The sequence below is a fragment of the Neisseria subflava genome, assembly GCF_024205745.1.
GTDB classification, from domain to species: Bacteria; Pseudomonadota; Gammaproteobacteria; order Burkholderiales; family Neisseriaceae; genus Neisseria; species Neisseria flavescens_B.
In genome coordinates this window covers 584,050-600,507 of the sequence record NZ_CP073117.1, presented here as the reverse complement: position 1 = coordinate 600,507, position 16,458 = coordinate 584,050, and the positions used below count along the sequence as shown (strand labels likewise).

General features: G+C 50.6%; 17 protein-coding genes. 9 read left to right on the top strand and 8 right to left on the bottom strand.

The features are described 5' to 3' along the window. Positions 1-125: 125 nt before the first annotated feature. The 4 genes from gyrB to KCG55_RS02920 form a co-directional block, all read right to left on the bottom strand. A complete protein-coding gene (gene gyrB, locus KCG55_RS02935; protein ID WP_137041508.1) occupies positions 126-2,516 on the bottom strand; it encodes a DNA topoisomerase (ATP-hydrolyzing) subunit B in 2,391 nt (796 codons plus the stop codon). Positions 2,517-2,710: 194 nt separating this feature from the next. Then, complete coding sequence (gene prmA / locus KCG55_RS02930) at positions 2,711-3,598, bottom strand: 50S ribosomal protein L11 methyltransferase (protein WP_254323350.1); 888 nt, start codon at positions 3,596-3,598, stop codon at positions 2,711-2,713. 89 nt (positions 3,599-3,687) lie between these two features. Then, on the bottom strand, positions 3,688-4,497 hold the full coding sequence (dapB, locus tag KCG55_RS02925; RefSeq protein ID WP_254323349.1) for a 4-hydroxy-tetrahydrodipicolinate reductase: 810 nt from the start codon (positions 4,495-4,497) through the stop codon (positions 3,688-3,690). Between the two features lie 9 nt (positions 4,498-4,506). Then, positions 4,507-4,902, bottom strand: coding sequence for an outer membrane protein assembly factor BamE (locus KCG55_RS02920; protein WP_039862532.1), 396 nt, complete (start codon positions 4,900-4,902; stop codon positions 4,507-4,509). A 151-nt stretch (positions 4,903-5,053) separates the two neighbouring features. Here KCG55_RS02920 and fur point away from each other — a divergent pair, with 151 nt between their 5' ends. The 4 genes from fur (at position 5,054) to KCG55_RS02900 (ending at position 8,620) form a co-directional block, all read left to right on the top strand. After that, the gene (gene fur, locus KCG55_RS02915; protein WP_003682812.1) at positions 5,054-5,551 is read left to right on the top strand and encodes a ferric iron uptake transcriptional regulator; all 498 of its coding nucleotides are present in this window, start codon (positions 5,054-5,056) and stop codon (positions 5,549-5,551) included. Between the two features lie 77 nt (positions 5,552-5,628). Further along, the gene (aat, locus tag KCG55_RS02910; protein WP_254323348.1) at positions 5,629-6,375 is read left to right on the top strand and encodes a leucyl/phenylalanyl-tRNA--protein transferase; all 747 of its coding nucleotides are present in this window, start codon (positions 5,629-5,631) and stop codon (positions 6,373-6,375) included. Positions 6,376-6,637: 262 nt separating this feature from the next. Next, the gene (dapD, locus tag KCG55_RS02905; protein ID WP_254323347.1) at positions 6,638-7,459 is read left to right on the top strand and encodes a 2,3,4,5-tetrahydropyridine-2,6-dicarboxylate N-succinyltransferase; all 822 of its coding nucleotides are present in this window, start codon (positions 6,638-6,640) and stop codon (positions 7,457-7,459) included. A gap of 153 nt (positions 7,460-7,612) precedes the next feature. After that, positions 7,613-8,620: an IS5 family transposase gene (locus KCG55_RS02900; protein WP_254323346.1), complete on the top strand. Its 1,008-nt coding sequence runs from the start codon at positions 7,613-7,615 to the stop codon at positions 8,618-8,620. A gap of 19 nt (positions 8,621-8,639) precedes the next feature. On the opposite strand, the gene KCG55_RS02895 is transcribed toward KCG55_RS02900, so the two are convergent. Next, complete coding sequence (locus KCG55_RS02895) at positions 8,640-9,023, bottom strand: hypothetical protein (RefSeq protein ID WP_254323345.1); 384 nt, start codon at positions 9,021-9,023, stop codon at positions 8,640-8,642. Between the two features lie 110 nt (positions 9,024-9,133). Beyond that, a complete protein-coding gene (locus KCG55_RS02890; protein WP_254323344.1) occupies positions 9,134-9,538 on the bottom strand; it encodes a helix-turn-helix domain-containing protein in 405 nt (134 codons plus the stop codon). 121 nt (positions 9,539-9,659) lie between these two features. Here KCG55_RS02890 and KCG55_RS02885 point away from each other — a divergent pair, with 121 nt between their 5' ends. The 5 genes from KCG55_RS02885 (at position 9,660) to KCG55_RS02865 (ending at position 13,474) form a co-directional block, all read left to right on the top strand. Next, positions 9,660-10,574 (top strand): lysozyme inhibitor LprI family protein, encoded by a 915-nt coding sequence (locus KCG55_RS02885; protein ID WP_254323343.1) that lies wholly within the window; start codon positions 9,660-9,662, stop codon positions 10,572-10,574. A 14-nt stretch (positions 10,575-10,588) separates the two neighbouring features. Beyond that, positions 10,589-11,173, top strand: coding sequence for a hypothetical protein (locus KCG55_RS02880; protein ID WP_254323342.1), 585 nt, complete (start codon positions 10,589-10,591; stop codon positions 11,171-11,173). A 13-nt stretch (positions 11,174-11,186) separates the two neighbouring features. Then, positions 11,187-11,585: a hypothetical protein gene (locus KCG55_RS02875; RefSeq protein ID WP_016686428.1), complete on the top strand. Its 399-nt coding sequence runs from the start codon at positions 11,187-11,189 to the stop codon at positions 11,583-11,585. A gap of 24 nt (positions 11,586-11,609) precedes the next feature. Then, positions 11,610-12,341, top strand: coding sequence for a hypothetical protein (locus tag KCG55_RS02870; protein ID WP_254323341.1), 732 nt, complete (start codon positions 11,610-11,612; stop codon positions 12,339-12,341). A gap of 125 nt (positions 12,342-12,466) precedes the next feature. Beyond that, on the top strand, positions 12,467-13,474 hold the full coding sequence (locus KCG55_RS02865) for an IS5 family transposase (protein ID WP_254323340.1): 1,008 nt from the start codon (positions 12,467-12,469) through the stop codon (positions 13,472-13,474). 257 nt (positions 13,475-13,731) lie between these two features. On the opposite strand, the gene KCG55_RS02860 is transcribed toward KCG55_RS02865, so the two are convergent. Both KCG55_RS02860 and rmuC read right to left on the bottom strand, forming a co-directional pair. Next, a complete protein-coding gene (locus KCG55_RS02860; protein WP_254323339.1) occupies positions 13,732-14,526 on the bottom strand; it encodes a glycosyltransferase family 8 protein in 795 nt (264 codons plus the stop codon). Positions 14,527-14,564: 38 nt separating this feature from the next. Beyond that, entirely contained in the window at positions 14,565-16,367 is a 1,803-nt protein-coding gene (gene rmuC / locus KCG55_RS02855) for a DNA recombination protein RmuC (protein ID WP_254323338.1), read from the bottom strand. Between the last annotated feature and the right edge of the window lie 91 nt (positions 16,368-16,458).

The window sequence follows — 16,458 nt, the reverse complement described above, 5'->3', positions numbered from 1 at the left end:
GAATTAAAATAAATTATTGAAGCAAACACGCGAAGTGGTTGGAATTTGAGTTATAAGAAATAAAGCACAAAAAACAAAAAGGCCGTCTGAAAATGGTTTTCAGACGGCCTTTTATCTTTCCATGCTTAGGCGTCGATGTTTTGTGCCAGCAGGGCGTTGTTTTCAATGAAGGCGCGGCGCGGTTCGACTTCGTCGCCCATGAGGGTGACGAACACTTCGTCGGCGGCGATGGCGTCTTCGATGCGGACTTTCAGGAGGCGGCGGACGGTAGGATCCATCGTGGTTTCCCAAAGTTGTTCAGGATTCATCTCGCCCAAGCCTTTGTATCGTTGGATGGACATACCTTTTTGAGCAACGCTCATCAAGATGTCCAAAGCGCCTTCAAAGCTGTCGATGTCGTATTCGTTGTCGCCTTTGTAGAGCTTCGCCCCTTTGCCGACCATGCCTTTGAGTGCGGCGGCGGTTTGGGTAAGGGTTTGGTAGGCTTTGCTGTTGAGGAACTTAGGCTCGAGGTAGCTCACCATCACATTGCCGTGCAGCTTGCGAGTGATTTTGATGAACTGGTGTCCTTCGTGGCCTTCGATACGTTCGAGCGCGACTTCTTTTTCGTCCAAGAGGCCGCTCAATTCGGCAACGGCTCGGTCTGCGCTTTCTGCCGTGCTGAGATCGACCGGCGAAGCGTGCAGCATGGCATGCAGGACGAGTTCGTCAATGATGCGGCTTTCTTGCTCGATGACGGTTTTGGCCAACAGGAATTGTTTGGCGGTATTGGCAAGCTCTTCGCCTTCGATGGTACGGCCGTCTGAAACGATTTTGGCTTTTTCCAAGGCCAAACCGAGCAGCCATTGGTCTTTTTCCAATTCGTCTTTGAGATAGCGCTCTTGTTTGCCGTATTTGGCTTTGTACAAAGGCGGCTGGGCGATGTAGATGTAGCCGCGTTCAACCAGCTCGGGCATTTGGCGGTAGAAGAAGGTCAGGAGCAGGGTGCGGATGTGCGCGCCGTCCACGTCGGCATCGGTCATGATGATGATGCGGTGGTAGCGCAGTTTTTCGGCATTGAATTCTTCTTTGCCGATGCCTGCGCCCAAAGCGGTAATCAGCGTGGCGACTTCTTGGCTGGCCAGCATTTTTTCAAAACGTGCTTTTTCGACGTTCAAAATTTTACCTTTTAGCGGCAAAATCGCTTGGAATTTGCGGTCGCGGCCCTGCATGGCGGACCCGCCTGCGGAGTCGCCCTCGACGAGGTAGAGTTCGGACAGGGCAGGGTCTTTTTCTTGGCAGTCGGCGAGTTTGCCCGGCAGGCCCAAACCGTCCATCACGCCTTTGCGGCGGGTAATTTCACGTGCTTTGCGGGCGGCTTCGCGCGCGCGGGCGGCATCGACGATTTTGCTGGTGATGATTTTGGCTTCGGTCGGGTTTTCTTCAAGGAAGTCGGTCAGTGCTTGGTTGATGACTTCGTTGACGACGGGGCCGATTTCGCTGGAAACCAGTTTGTCTTTGGTTTGCGATGAGAATTTCGGGTCGGGCAGTTTGACGGACAAAACGCAGGTCAGGCCTTCACGCATATCGTCGCCGGCGGTTTCCACTTTGGCTTTTTTAGCCACTTCGTTGGCTTCGATATAGTTGTTGATGGTGCGGGTCATCACTTGGCGTAGTGCGGTCAAGTGCGTACCGCCGTCGCGTTGCGGAATGTTGTTGGTGAAACATTGCACGCTTTCTTGGTAGCTGTCGTTCCATTGCATAGCGCATTCGACGCTCATGCCGTCTTTTTCGCCGAATGCGTAGAAGATTTTTTCGTGCAACGGCGTTTTTTTGCGGTTCATGTATTGCACGAAGCCGGCCACGCCGCCGGAGAGGGCGAAGCTTTCGTGTCTGCCGTCGCGTTCGTCGATCAGCTCGATGTCTACGCCGTTATTGAGGAAGGAAAGTTCGCGGATACGTTTGGCAAGGGTGTCGAAGCTGTATTCGACGTTGCCGAAGGTTTCGCTGCTGGCGAGGAAGCGTACGGTTGTGCCTTTTTTGTCGGAATCGCCGACAACCTTCAACGGCTCTTCGGCTTCGCCGCGTACGAAGCGGACGAAGTGTTCTTTACCGTCGCGGTAGATGGTCAGCGTTACCCAGTCGGACAGAGCGTTGACGACGGATACGCCCACGCCGTGCAGGCCGCCGGAGATTTTGTAGCTGTTGTTGTCGAATTTGCCGCCTGCGTGCAAGACGGTCATGATGACTTCGGCGGCGGAGCGGCCTTCTTTCGGGTGGATGCCGGTCGGCATGCCGCGGCCGTTGTCGGCCACGCTGACGGAATTGTCGGCATGGATGGTTACGGTGATTTTGTTGCAATGTCCGGCGAGTGCTTCGTCAATGGCGTTGTCGAGCACCTCGAACACCATGTGGTGCAGGCCGCTGCCGTCCTGCGTGTCGCCGATATACATACCGGGGCGTTTGCGTACCGCTTCCAAGCCTTCCAGCACTTGTATGCTGTCGGCGCCGTATTCTTCGTGTTTTTGGTCAGTCATGGTCTTTTCTTGCTGAATTTCAAGGAATTTTTCCGTGCGCGCAATGAAATGTCAAACGGGCGCGGCGGATGTGTTCCGAAAGGTCAAAATAATAGGCAATTATACCTGATTTTGCTGGAATATTCAGCGTTTTAAGTGCAAAAAGGCCGTCTGAAAGATGAAATTTCAGACGGCCTTTGTATCGGAAAACAGGTTTAGCGTTTGACGCCGCTCAATCGCGCCCAGCCTTCTTCGATTTCGGCAGGATCGATGTCGAACCATTGGCTGTAAATGCCGCTGAGTTCTTCGACTTGTTCGTCCAAAAGGCCGGACAAGACAATGCGGCCGCCTTGTTTGGTACGCGCGGCAAGCATTTCGCCGAGTATACGCAACGGGTTGGCCAGAATGTTGGCGACAACGACATCAAATTGACCTTGCGGCAGGCCGTCCGGCAGGTAGAACTGAGCGTCGACGTTGTTTTGCGCGGCATTGTCTTTACTGGCGCGGATAGCTTGTTCGTCAATATCTACGCCGATGGCCGAGCCTGCACCGAGTTTGAGGGCGGCAATGGCCAAAATGCCTGAGCCGCAGCCGTAGTCCAATACGCTTTCGCCGCCTTTGAGCTGCGTGTCGAGCCATTTGAGGCAGAGGCGGGTGGTCGGATGGCTGCCTGTGCCGAAGGCAAGGCCCGGGTCGAGTTGCAGGTTGACGGCGTTGCCGTTGGGTGCTTCGTGCCAAGACGGGGTAATCCAAAGGCGGTCGGAAATTTGAATCGGGTCGAATTGCGCTTGGGTCAGGCGCACCCAGTCTTGATCTTCAAGGATTTCGCCGGTGTATTTCAAATCGTTCAAACCGCATTCCTGCGCGGCTGCTTCGATAATGGAAGCGGCGTCGTCGCTTTCACCGAAAAGGGCGATGACTTTGCTTTGTTGCCAGATTTGCTCGGTCGGCATGCCCGGCTCGCCGAAAATGGCCTGCTCGTTTTCTGTACCGGCGTAGGCATCTTCAATGGCGGCGGACAATGCGCCGTGTTCCATCAGCGTGTCGGCAAGGCGTTCGGCGACGGCATCGTTGACGTTGATGGTGATTTGTTGATAGGACATGGTGGGGCTTTCTTTTTAATAAGGCCGTCTGAAAATCGACGTTGTGCTTTCAGACGGCCTTGTAAGGTATGAAACCTGATGATGCAGGTTTATCGGTTTTTCAAACCCAGTACGTCTTGCATATCGTACAGGCCTTTTTTGCCGTTTGCCCAAACTGCGGCGCGTACGGCACCGGCGGCAAAGGTCATGCGGCTGCTGGCTTTGTGGGTGATTTCCACGCGCTCGCCGTCAGTGGCGAAGAGGGCGGTGTGGTCGCCGACGATGTCGCCTGCGCGGACGGTGGCAAAACCGATGGTGGACGGATCACGCGGACCTGTGTGGCCTTCGCGGCCGTAAACGGCGCATTCTTTGAGGTCGCGGCCGAGTGCGTCAGCAATGACTTCACCCATGCGTAACGCGGTGCCGCTTGGGGCGTCGACTTTGTGGCGGTGGTGACCTTCGATGATTTCGATGTCGTAGCCTTCGTTTAACACGCGGGCAACGGTGTCGAGGATATGGAAGGTCAGGTTGACGCCGACGCTGAAGTTGGCTGCGAAGACAACGCCTGTTTTCTCGCCTGCGGCTTGGATGGCGGCTTTGCCTGCGTCGTCAAAGCCGGTCGTGCCGATGATGATGTTGACGCCTTTTTCCACGCATTTTTGCAGGTGTTTCAGGGTTGGTTCGGGACGGGTAAAGTCGATGAGGACATCGCTTTGAGCCAGTACGGCATCCACGTCGTCTGAAATGGTGACGCCGGTTTTGAGGCCGGAGGCGAAGCCTGCATCCAAACCCAATACTTCCGAACCGGAATGCTCGAGTGCGCCGGAGAGAACGGTATCGGGATGGTTGTTGATCGCTTCAACCAAAACGCGACCCATGCGGCCGTTGACGCCGGCAATGGCGATTTTCAATGCGCTCATGGGGCTTCCTTATTTCGCGTTGGTTTCGGTAGTCGGAACGACGTTTTGTCCGGCTTGAACGGCTTCGATGGATTTTTGAATGGCATCGCCTTCGGCGCGTGCGAGGACGTCGTTTTCAAAGTACAGGGTCAGGTTGCTTTGTTCTTTGATGATGCCGTTGCGGCTGGTGTTGAAAGTGTAATCCCAACGGTCGGCATGGAAGGCGTCGCGCAGGAGCGGCGTACCGAGCAGCAGTTGGACTTGGTCGCGGGTCATACCTTGGCGCAGGGAAACCACGGCGCGGGGATTGAGCTCGTTACCTTGAATGATTTTGAGTTTGTAGGATGGAAAGTTGGATACGCGCTCGGCACTGCATGAGGCCAGACCTAAAATAGCGGCGATGGCAAGGCATAAGGCTTTATTCACGGGCTTACCTTTCTGTGTCATTTCGGGAAAGATGTTTATCATCGCTTGAATATTTTTAAAAAGCAAACGATAATCATCTTCTTAATTTTTCTTTTCGCCGATTTTCAATTGCAAGACCGGCGGCAGATTGCCACCCTTTAACGGCCCAATAGTGGGCAAACGGGCGGAAAGTGCGTATTATAACGGTTATTACCTTACAGGGATATTGAATATTATGGAAAAATTCAGCAACATTGCGCAATTGAAAGACAGCGGTTTGAAAGTTACGGGTCCACGTTTGAAAATTTTGGACTTGTTCGAGACTCATGCCGAGGAGCATTTGAGTGCGGAAGATGTGTACCGTATCCTGTTGGAAGAGGGTGTGGAAATCGGCGTGGCGACGATTTACCGTGTGCTGACCCAGTTTGAACAGGCCGGCATTTTGCAACGTCACCATTTTGAAACCGGCAAAGCGGTTTACGAATTGGACAAAGGCGATCACCATGACCACATCGTCTGCGTGAAATGCGGTGAAGTAACCGAATTCCACAATCCGGAAATCGAAGCGCTGCAAGACAAAATCGCCGAAGAAAACGGCTACCGCATCGTCGATCACGCGCTGTATATGTACGGCGTATGCGGCGAATGCCAAACCAAAACCAAACGTTAATCAGTTTGTATGTTGATTTTTCAGACGGCCTTGGGCATTTTTAGCTTGAGGCCGTCTGAAACTTTATGGGCTTTACGATGAAGATTCCTTTTCTTGCGCCACGGGATTATCGTTTCCCCGACCCGTCTTACGCTTTGGCAGAATGCGACGGCTTGGTCGGTGTCAGCGGCGATTTGGATACTGGGCGGCTGTTGTCGGCGTATGGGCAGGGGATTTTTCCGTGGTTTAGCCGCGACGGTTGGTTTTTCTGGTATGCGGTTGCGCCACGAGCCGTGATTGTGCCGGAAAGCCTGCGTATCGGCCGATCGCTCGCCAAAACTTTGCGCCACAAGCCGTATCGGGTAACGGTCAACCGCTGTTTTGAAAAAGTAATTGCCCATTGCGCCAATGTGCCGCGTCCAGAACAGGACGGAACGTGGATAGAACCAGCGTTTCAGACGGCCTATTTGAAGCTGCACCATCAGGGGCATGCGCATTCGTTTGAATGTTGGCTGCCTGATGAACAAGGCGAAATGCAGTTGGCGGGTGGGTTTTACGGCATGCAAATCGGCTGCGTGTTTTATGGTGAATCGATGTTTGCCTTGCGCCCCGATGCGTCAAAGATTGCGTTTGCCTGCGCCGTCCCGTTTTTATCGGATTTGGGCGTTGCGCTGATAGACTGTCAGCAGGATACCGAACATATGCGCCGTTTCGGTTCGCAGTTGATGGATTTTGCCGACTTTCAGACGGCCTTAAAGGATTTGAATGCGAAACCGTTAAAGCGGAATATCGAATGTGGCGTGGTGGCTGAAAATCTTCTGCAAAAGATTGGCGGCGAAGATTGATTTATCGGCACGGCGTGTCGGCAGAATCGACAGTCTGCATATTGTGATTGGGAAACCGGTTGGAAAATAAATGTCATTCCATTCACTCGAACAGGCCGTCTGAAAATCTTGGCTTAGCCGAAATTCGGCCGTGTAACGCTCGGCGCTAATCATGTTAAGAGCTGACGAAATCGCTTTTACATGGCAAAATAACGAGTTAAATATTTGTAATAGGGTAGCCTGAATAGGTTTCAGACGGCCCTGAACTCTTGAAGGAATCAACATGTCTTTGCAAAACATCATTGAAACGGCTTTTGAAAACCGTGCCGAAATCAATCCGAATACCGTTACTCAGGAAGTGCGTGAAGCGGTTTTGGAAACCATTCATCAACTCGACTCCGGCAAACTGCGCGTTGCCGAGCGTTTGGGCGTGGGCGAATGGAAAGTCAACGAATGGGCGAAAAAAGCCGTATTGCTGTCTTTCCGCATTCAGGACAATGAAATCCTCAACGACGGTGTGAACAAATACTTCGACAAAGTACCGACTAAATTTGCCGATTGGTCTGAAGACGAATTCCGCAGAGCAGGTTTCCGCGCAGTTCCGGGTGCCGTTGCCCGCCGCGGCAGCTTTGTAGCGAAAAATGTCGTGTTGATGCCTTCTTATGTCAATATCGGCGCATACGTTGACGAAGGTGCGATGGTCGATACTTGGGCGACTGTCGGCTCTTGCGCGCAAATCGGTAAAAACGTGCACTTGAGCGGCGGCGTCGGCATCGGCGGCGTACTCGAGCCTCTGCAAGCCAGCCCGACCATTATTGAAGACAACTGCTTTATCGGTGCGCGTTCTGAAATCGTTGAGGGCGTGATTGTCGAAGAAGGCAGCGTGATTTCTATGGGCGTGTTCATCGGTCAATCCACCAAAATCTTTGACCGTACTACCGGCGAAATCTATCAAGGCCGCGTACCGGCTGGTTCGGTTGTCGTATCCGGTAGCATGCCTTCCAAAGACGGCAGCCACAGCCTCTACTGCGCGGTTATCGTTAAACGCGTGGACGCGCAAACCCGTGCGAAAACCAGCGTGAACGAATTGTTGCGCGGTATCTAATCAGATAACGATGACGCCGACCGAGGATGAGTGGAAAAGCCTGCTTTACGGTCGGGTTTGAATACAAAACAGGCAGAATGTTCTGCCTGAGACCTTTGCAAAATCCCCCCGAAATCCCCTAAATTCCCACCCAAGACATTTAGGGGATTTCTCATGAGCACCTTCTTCCAGCAAACCGCACAAGTCATGATCGCCAAACACATCGACCGTTTCCCACTATTGAAGTTGGATCAGGTGATTGATTGGCAGCCGATCGAACAATACCTGAATCGTCAAAGAACCCGTTACCTTAGAGACCACCGCGGCCGTCCCGCCTATCCCCTGTTGTCCATGTTCAAAGCTATCCTGCTCGGACAATGGCACAGCCTCTCCGATCCCGAACTCGAACACAGCCTCATCACCCGCATCGACTTCAACCTGTTTTGCCGTTTTGACGAACTGAGCATCCCCGATTACAGCACCTTATGCCGCTACCGCAACTGGCTGGCGCAAGACGACACCCTGTCCGAATTGCTGGAACTGATTAACCGCCAACTGACCGAAAAAGGCCTAAAAGTAGAGAAAGCATCCGCCGCCGTCATTGACGCCACCATTATCCAGACCGCCGGCAGCAAACAGCGCCAGGCCATAGAAGTCGACGAGGAAGGACAAGTCAGCGGCCAAACCACACCGAGTAAAGACAGCGATGCCCGTTGGATAAAGAAAAACGGCCTCTACAGACTCGGTTACAAACAACATACCCGTACCGATGCGGAAGGCTATATCGAGAAACTGCACATTACCCCCGCCAATGCCCATGAGTGCAAACATCTGTCGCCTTTGTTGGAAGGCTTGCCCAAAGGTACAACCGTCTATGCCGACAAAGGCTATGACAGTGAGGAAAACCGACAACATCTGGAAGAGCATCGGTTACTGGACGGCATTATGCGCAAAGCCCACCGCAAACATCCGCTGTCGGAAGCGCAAACCAAACGCAACCGATATTTGTCGAAAACCCGTTATGTGGTCGAACAAAGCTTCGGTACGTTACACCGTAAATTCCGCTATGCGCGGGCAGCCTATTTCGGTCTGCTCAAAGTGAGTGCGCAAAGCCATCTGAAGGCGATGTGTTTGAACCTTTTGAAAGCCGCCAACAGGCTAAGTGTGCCTGTAGCTGCCTAAAAGGCGGCCGGATGCCTGATTATGGGGTGTCCGGGGAGAAAAAAGGGGGAATTTGGGTAAAATCAGGAGTAATTGGAGGCGAAAACAGCCGAAAACCTGTGTTTGGATTTCGGCTGTTGGAAGGAAAGGAATTTTGCAAAGGTCTCAGGCCGTCTGAAAAGCCGTTTCCCATGACGGCGCGCACAATCTCCGCTATCAGGGAAAACAGCGGCACCAGCGCGGCAAACGCCGTGACCATGCTGATAGCAAAGAGTTTTTCCGACAGCTTTTCCAAAGGCTTCGCCCGCCGCACCGACACGGCAGGTCGTGCGGCGCGGGCTTGGCGGTTTTTCGTTTTGCGTTTGTTCACGGGTTGTCTCCGCTGTTTGAGGATGTTGTCTATGGCCTGTTGCGGGTAGCTCATGGTTTTCCTTTAAACGGTTTTATGCGTCAATGTTCTGCGCGATCAGGGCGTTGTTTTCGATGAAGGCGCGGCGGGGTTCGACTTCGTCGCCCATCAAAACCACAGGTTTCCTATCCGCGTCCGATTGTTCTAATCAGTTCGTTCAAACTGTCAAGCTGCTGCTTTTGCCAAGTAATCAGTTTTTCTTTTTCCATCAATATGGCCTGCAAATAGCCGTTTTGCTGCTTCAACTTTTCGATTTCGATCACATACTGCTCCTGCGATGCGTAATAGTTGGCGGAGTTGGTGCTGTTTTCCATATTCAGAAACACCAGATTTTTCTCAACCGTGAGCAGATCCACCACGTCCATGCCCAACACATCGGCGATTTTTTCCAGCTTGACCATCTGCAAACCCACCTCCCCGCGCTCGATTTTCGCATAGCCGTTGACCGACATCTGCAACTGCTCGGCCATGTTTTCCTGCGAGAAGTTTTTCAACTCGCGAATCTTACGGATTTTTTCATGAACTTCCATCCAGCCTCCTTATTGGTTGGTATTGCTGATACTGCGGGTTGGTGTTGTCGGCATGGGCGGAAGTTTATCATACAAATTTTATGCAATATACAAAAAATTTTGTTAAAAGGTTTAATTTCAAATGGGAAAAATAAAATTGATCGGCGTTGCGGCAGCTTCTGTTTTTGCACTGAATGCGTGCGACATCGGCGGAGGTAAAGTTGCCTGTTCGAATGAAAATGGTATTCAGGTTCTGCGCAGTTTGGTTGGGGAAGAAATCGAAAAGTCTTTGAAATATGACGGATCGTTTGATTTGGCCAATATCAGAGCATCAATTGACGCTTTGCCGATGAGTTTTGAGGAAATCCGCACCTCCAAAGAAGACCCAAACAGTACGAAAGTTTTTTGTCAGGCTACATTCCGCATCACACCGTCAGTAGAAACTGTGAAAGATGCCGAAACGGTGTTGAAAATCCGTGGCAATGCAGACAGTTTGGAGAATTTCTTGGATTCGTACGCGTTTAAAAAATCCAAGCAGTCGGCTAACAGTTTTGAAGGCACGTTGTTGTACAACTTGCAGCCCAGCGATGATAAGAAAGTGATTTTTGCCGAAATTGAGGCAAATCAGGACAACGTAATTCAAGCACCAACCCAACTGCTTGCTTTGGCCATGTCTAAGAAACAGGCGCAGGAGGAAGAAGCCGAAGCCCAAAGAATACAACAGGAAGAAGAACAGGCTGCAAGAGAGGCTCAGGAGGCGGAATGGCAAAGGCAGGCAGAGTTGGCTGCGGCACAGGAAAAGGAAGCCGAAGCACGTGTTGCGCAGGCCAAGTCGTTGGCGAAGCTGTCTGATGACAAACTGAATTTGGTTTGGAATGGTTTGGATAAGGAAGCAAGGCAGGAAATTTTACCGTTGCAAAGAGCGTGGCTTAAAGAACGCGAAAACAAATGTAAGGTCGAGTCGCTGAGTGAGGCTGATAAAAATGAACAGACTGTCCGTTTTCATCAGTGTTATGCGCGGATGACGGGTGAGCGTACTCAATTTTTATCAAACTGATTAAGGGGTATCATATGAAGAAATTATTGCTTTATTGTCTGGTATTGACGCTGACGGCTTGCGAATCTGTGCAACCTTACGTTAATGCTTATTTGGATGATTTGAATCAAAAGCTGCAACAGGGTACGGCAACCCAGCAAACCGTATCCCTGCTTAATTCTCCTTATTTTATTCAGGAAAAAACACAGGCCGATGTAAACCGACTGTTGGATAAAGCCCGGCCGGAAAAAGTGAGTTATTCGGATTGGAGGGGTATCAAACCCGTATTGAGCCGGCTTATCGGTTCTCTTGCCTGTAATGCGAGTTATCAGGATTTGAAGCAAGAAACCCATATTGATTTCAAATGGGTTGCTGATAACGATTATGGAGAGCAGGCAACCGTTCCAATTTTGGCTCTGGTTTTTTCTCAAAAAATCAATTCTGAGAAATATATTCAACAGGATTGTTACCATGTTGCTCAGATCCAAGTTGGAAATTATTCAGGATATGTAACTGATGCAACTGTTTATTTTGAAAGTGATAAAGGAAATGTTTTGAGTCATACTGTTAGATTAAGGTTGATTCCTGAAACGGAGCGTTGGATGTATATTGGATACTAATAAGGAGTTTGAAATGAAGAAATTTATTTTATCGGTTGTATTGGGTTGTATGAGTTTAAATGCAGGTGCCTTTGTTAAAAATAACAAAGTGGCAACGGAATTTTGCAGTAATCAAGCAATTGCGTTGATTAACTCTGATCCTAATATCGGGACATATATTGATTCCCAAAAGAATATTACGGTTTGGCTTGGAAAAATTGGGAAGAGTCAGCTAATGTATAAAGGTAAAATTTATGAAATAGGTGGGGAAGTTGTAAGTGGTGGCCATATTGATTGCGGATATAGCATGAAAGTGCAGAGAGGAAAGCGTAAAACCACAGGCTCTATGAATGTAGATTTTTGGAAAGAAGGTGGAAAAATAAAATTTGAGATTTATGAAAGTACAGATGATGTAACTCGTGGAAATGGATAGATATTTTGATACTAGGGGAATTAAATGAATATCAAACAAAACTATGACTGGCTGCGCGACTTTCACGGCTGCGACGGCGGCGACATCGGTTCTCCTGAGAAACCGTCTGTATGGGTATGCGGCATCGAATGGGGCGGCGGGCACACCGTTGAAAACCTGCGGCAGATTGCGGCAGAGCCGTACACAGGCGACACGGAGTTCGGTTATGGAGACTGGCAGGAATGCGTTGCCTATCCTTACAACATCAGCGTTTGCAAACTGTTGTGCGCCTTAAACGGCGGGCAGGTAGAGAATTACCGCCGCTTTGCCGAAGAAGTGCAGCCGTTTGTACACAAAGCGGATTCGGGCTATTTCAAAATGAACCTGTATCCGATTGCGTTTAAAAACACTGATGCCAGCCTTTGGCAGCAGGAGTTTTCCGAGATTACGGGTTTTGCCGACAAGCAGGAATACGTCAATTTCTGCAACAAATACCGCTTTGCCCAAATGAACCAATGGGCGGAACAATACCGCCCGCGCCTGATTATCGGATTCGGCACATCTTACGATAAGGAGTTTAACGTTGCGTTTTCAGACGGCCTTTCAGGTTTTCGTCAGGAAGAAATCGTCGGAAAAAAATTAAAATGGAAGCGCAATCAAAACGACACATTGCTGGCAGTATTGCCGTTTCCGAGCGGTTCTCACGGTTTGAACAGTAACGAATCTTTGCAGAAATTCGGTGAAAGACTGGCGGAGTTGCTGGTCGGCAGGGAGTAAAACAGCATTTAATAGTTGGGGCAGGTTTCACAGCAAGCATAGTTTGGGTTGCCAAAACCAACAGACAGCATGAGACCTTTGCAAAATTCCCCTAAATTCCCACCAAGACATTTAGGGGATTTTCCATGAGCACCTTCTTCCAGCAAACCGCACAAGCCATGATTGCCAAACACATCGACCGTTTCCCACTATTGAAGTTGGATCAGGTGATTGATTGGCAACCGATCGAACAGTACCTGAATCGTCAAAGAACCCGTTACCTTAGAGACCACCGCGGCCGTCCCGCCTATCCCCTGTTGTCCATGTTCAAAGCTATCCTGCTCGGACAATGGCACAGCCTCTCCGATCCCGAACTCGAACACAGCCTCATCACCCGCATCGATTTCAACCTGTTTTGCCGTTTTGACGAACTGAGCATCCCCGATTACAGCACCTTATGCCGTTACCGCAACTGGCTTGCGCAAGACAACACCCTGTCCGAATTATTGGAACTGATCAACCGCCAACTGACCGAAAAAGGCTTAAAAGTAGAGAAAGCATCCGCCGCCGTCATTGACGCCACCATTATCCAGACCGCCGGCAGCAAACAGCGCCAGGCCATAGAAGTCGATGAAGAAGGACAAGTCAGCAGCCAAACCACACCGAGTAAAGACAGCGATGCCCGTTGGATAAAGAAAAACGGCCTCTACAAACTCGGTTACAAACAACATACCCGTACCGATGGGGAAGGCTATATCGAGAAACTGCACATTACCCCCGCCAATGCCCATGAGTGCAAACATCTGTCGCCTTTGCTAGAAGGGATAGCCGAAGGCACGACTATCTATGCCGATAAAGGCTATGACAGTGCGGAAAACCGTCAATATCTGGAAGAGCGTCGACTGCAGGACGGCATTATGCGCAAAGCCCACCGTAAACATCCGCTGTCGGAAGCGCAAACCAAACGCAACCGATATTTGTCGAAGACCCGTTATGTGGTCGAACAAAGCTTCGGTACGCTGCACCGTAAATTCCGCTATGCGCGGGCAGCCTATTTCGGGCTGCTCAAAGTGAGTGCGCAAAGCCATCTGAAGGCGATGTGTTTGAACCTTTTGAAAGCCGCCAACAGGCTAAGTGCGCCTGTAGCTGCCTAAAAGGCGGCCGGATGCCTGATTATCAGGTATCCAAGAGGGATTAAGGGGGTATTTGGTTAGAATCAGTGGATATTTGAAATAAAAAACAGCCGAAAACCTGTGTTTAGGTTTCGGCCGTTGGGGAAAAGGAATTTTGCAAAGGTCTCTGCCTGTTTTTTTATGGCTTAAAGGCCGTCTGAAACGATTTCAGACGGCCTTTTGTTTTTGATGATGAGTTGTTTAAGAGTAATCGAAGGAGAGGGGTTCCCTGCCTGAAATTACGCTTTCGGCCAGTCGGCGCAATAGTATTGCCAATAGACTTCGATAAAAGGAATCTCGCCGTAATCGCACAACCACGGTTTGGCGCGTGTGGTGTAGTGGATAATGGGCGGGACGGTGTCGGGTTTGGGGAATACTTCGCTGAGGTTTCGTTTTTGGAAATATTGGACTGCGCCTGTTTGAAAATTCCAAGATTCTTCCAATTGCAGCCAATTTTTTTGAAATACGGTGTTTAGAAAGCATTGGTCGCCGTAGGGAACGGATTTATCAATGGTGGCAGCAGTTTGCAGCAGTTGCGCCGCGATATTGTGTTCCCGCCATTGCGCCAAGTCGGCCAACAGCATGCCTGAATTGAAATAGGGCGTGGTGTGCAGGCCGGTCGGGTGATTCCATTCGGTACGGGCAAAAAAGGAATCTTGTACCGCCGCAACGGGATAGCCGCGCATATCGAGGTTGAACAAATCGTGCAGGGACTGGGTAATCACCATATCGCTGTCGAGATAAAGGGCGCGGTCGACGGGCAGGTGCTGCATCATCAGGCGGAAAAATGCGGCATCCGAAATATGGGGTAGGCGGCGATATTGGCTGAAGTCCATTTCGATTTTGACATCATTCAGACGGCTGCCGCTGGCGGCGAGTTTTTGGTTGGTATAGTTGATCCATTCCTTCCTGAAGGTGTTGTGCATAAGGTAGAAATTGACACCTGTATTGTGCGTACAGATGGACTTCATCAGGGTATGGACTTGTTCGGCGTAGCCGGTATCGGCAGCAAGGATGATGGTGATGTTGCTCATTGGTTAAATTCCCTTTATTTGCAATGTTTTAAATTTTGTCAGTTATTTTCTTGATTTTGTGTGGTGGGTAAAGCGGCATGGTCTTCGGTTTCCGACACGGCCTTTTCTACTAAATCCCGTTGCAGTTGTTTGCCGGCTTTGATGCCCAATTTGCGCAGTTTTTCGGTGCTGCTGATGAGGTTGCCCCTACCGGAAACCAAGCGGCCATAGGCCGTCTGAAACTGGGATTGTGCCTGACCAAGCGCTTTATTGATGCCGTCCATGCTTTCGACAAAGCCGACAAATTTGTCATAGAGTTTGCTGCCTGCTTCGGCAATCGCCAGTGCGTTTTGGTTTTGCTGCTCATTGCGCCAGATGTTGGCAACGGTGCGCAGGGTGGCGAGCAGGGTGCTGGGGCCGGTCAGCATGATGCGTTTGTCGAAACACTCTTGGAAGAGGTTTGGATCGTGTTGCAGGGCGAGGAGGTAGGCCGGTTCGACAGGGACGAACATAAAGACGAAGTCCAACGTTTTGACGCCCTCAAGGTCGGTGTAATCCTTTGCGGCCAAGCTTTTAATGTGGGCACGGATACTGGCGACGTGGTTGGCAAGCTCGCGTTCTGCTTCTGCGCCGGTGCTTTGCGTATAGCGGACGTAGGCAGTCAGCGATACTTTGGAGTCGATGACGATTTGTTTGTTGTCGGGCAGATTGATGAGGACGTCGGGCTGGAGGCGGCGTTGAGTGCCGTCTGCTTCGTGGCGGACGCTGGAAGCTTGAACGATGTATTCGCGGCCTTTTTGCAGGCCGGAATTTTCCAATACGCTTTCCAAAATCATCTCGCCCCAGTTGCCTTGAGTTTTGTTTTGCGTGCCGGTCAGCGCGGTGGTCAGCGCTTTGGCATCGTGGTGGAGCTGGGTGTTGAGGGTTTGCAGGCGTTTGAGCTCGTTTTCGATGGTTAGGCGTTCTTTGGCTTCTTTTTCATAAGTCTGCTGAACCAGCTCGCTGAAGCCGTGTATGCGTTCGTTGAGCGGATTGAGCAGTTGCTGGAGGTGGTCGTGGTTTTGTTCGGTAAAGCGGCGGCTTTTCTCTTCCAGAATAGTATTGGCGAGGTTTTGGAACTGGTCGCTCAAGTTTTTACGTGCATCTGCCAGCAAGGCCAATTTTTCTTCGGCAGCCTGACGGTCTTTTTCCGATTGGGTGTTGAGGCGCTCGTTTTGGACTTGAAGTGCGTGATTTTGCTCTAAAAGGGCGGCGTATTCTTGTTTCAGACGGCCTTTTTCGGCTTCCTGTTGCTGTAAAAGACTGTTTTTGTCGTCGATATTGGCTTTTTCTTGCGTCAGTTGTGTGGAGAGGCGTTCGTTTTGGACTTGCAGCGCATGGTTTTGCTCCAACAGCGTGTCGTAGTCTTGTTTCAGACGGCCTTTTTCCATTTCTTGTTGTTGCAAAAGCGTATTTTTATCCGCACTCAAGGCCTGTTCTTGAACCAGCTGCGTGTTTAATCGCTCATTGTTGATTTGCAGGTTTTGCGCGCTTTGCTGCCATTTTGCACATTCGTGTTTTAAAGCTTCGGCTTCGGCCTCGCAATCTTGCAGATAGGCAATCTGTTTTTCGGCTGCGGCAAAGCGGTTGCCCGTCTCCTGCAATTCGTCTTGCAATTCCTGCACGGTATGGCGGCTTTGCGCCAAATCCGCCGCAGTTTGAGCCTGCACCTGTTCGGCAAACTCATGCAGGCGGCGGCTTTCGGCTAATTCTTGCAAAACAATAAAGTGTCGGCTTTGGGCTTGGTAGCGTGTTATCAGCCAAGCAAACAGCGCGCCGATAAAAAATGCGGCCGCGCCGGTCAGAATTAGGGTGTTGTTCATGCTGGAAATAGTCAATACGCAGAATGTTTCACTATATCATATATTTGTAGCGCATTTTATGGTCGGATAGGCGCTAGAAACGCGTATTTTC

Coding starts and splice junctions, on each gene's coding strand:
- rmuC (WP_254323338.1), bottom strand. CDS start 16,367: ATGAACAACACCCTAATTCTGACCGGCGCGGCCGCATTTTTTATCGGC.
- KCG55_RS02895 (WP_254323345.1), bottom strand. CDS start 9,023: ATGAGCTACCCGCAACAGGCCATAGACAACATCCTCAAACAGCGGAGA.
- KCG55_RS02875 (WP_016686428.1), top strand. CDS start 11,187: ATGAAGAAATTTATTTTATCGGTTGTATTGGGTTGTATGAGTTTAAAT.
- KCG55_RS02890 (WP_254323344.1), bottom strand. CDS start 9,538: ATGGAAGTTCATGAAAAAATCCGTAAGATTCGCGAGTTGAAAAACTTC.
- gyrB (WP_137041508.1), bottom strand. CDS start 2,516: ATGACTGACCAAAAACACGAAGAATACGGCGCCGACAGCATACAAGTG.
- aat (WP_254323348.1), top strand. CDS start 5,629: ATGAAGATTCCTTTTCTTGCGCCACGGGATTATCGTTTCCCCGACCCG.
- prmA (WP_254323350.1), bottom strand. CDS start 3,598: ATGTCCTATCAACAAATCACCATCAACGTCAACGATGCCGTCGCCGAA.
- KCG55_RS02870 (WP_254323341.1), top strand. CDS start 11,610: ATGAATATCAAACAAAACTATGACTGGCTGCGCGACTTTCACGGCTGC.
- KCG55_RS02900 (WP_254323346.1), top strand. CDS start 7,613: ATGAGCACCTTCTTCCAGCAAACCGCACAAGTCATGATCGCCAAACAC.
- dapD (WP_254323347.1), top strand. CDS start 6,638: ATGTCTTTGCAAAACATCATTGAAACGGCTTTTGAAAACCGTGCCGAA.
- dapB (WP_254323349.1), bottom strand. CDS start 4,497: ATGAGCGCATTGAAAATCGCCATTGCCGGCGTCAACGGCCGCATGGGT.
- KCG55_RS02880 (WP_254323342.1), top strand. CDS start 10,589: ATGAAGAAATTATTGCTTTATTGTCTGGTATTGACGCTGACGGCTTGC.
- KCG55_RS02885 (WP_254323343.1), top strand. CDS start 9,660: ATGGGAAAAATAAAATTGATCGGCGTTGCGGCAGCTTCTGTTTTTGCA.
- KCG55_RS02860 (WP_254323339.1), bottom strand. CDS start 14,526: ATGAGCAACATCACCATCATCCTTGCTGCCGATACCGGCTACGCCGAA.
- KCG55_RS02865 (WP_254323340.1), top strand. CDS start 12,467: ATGAGCACCTTCTTCCAGCAAACCGCACAAGCCATGATTGCCAAACAC.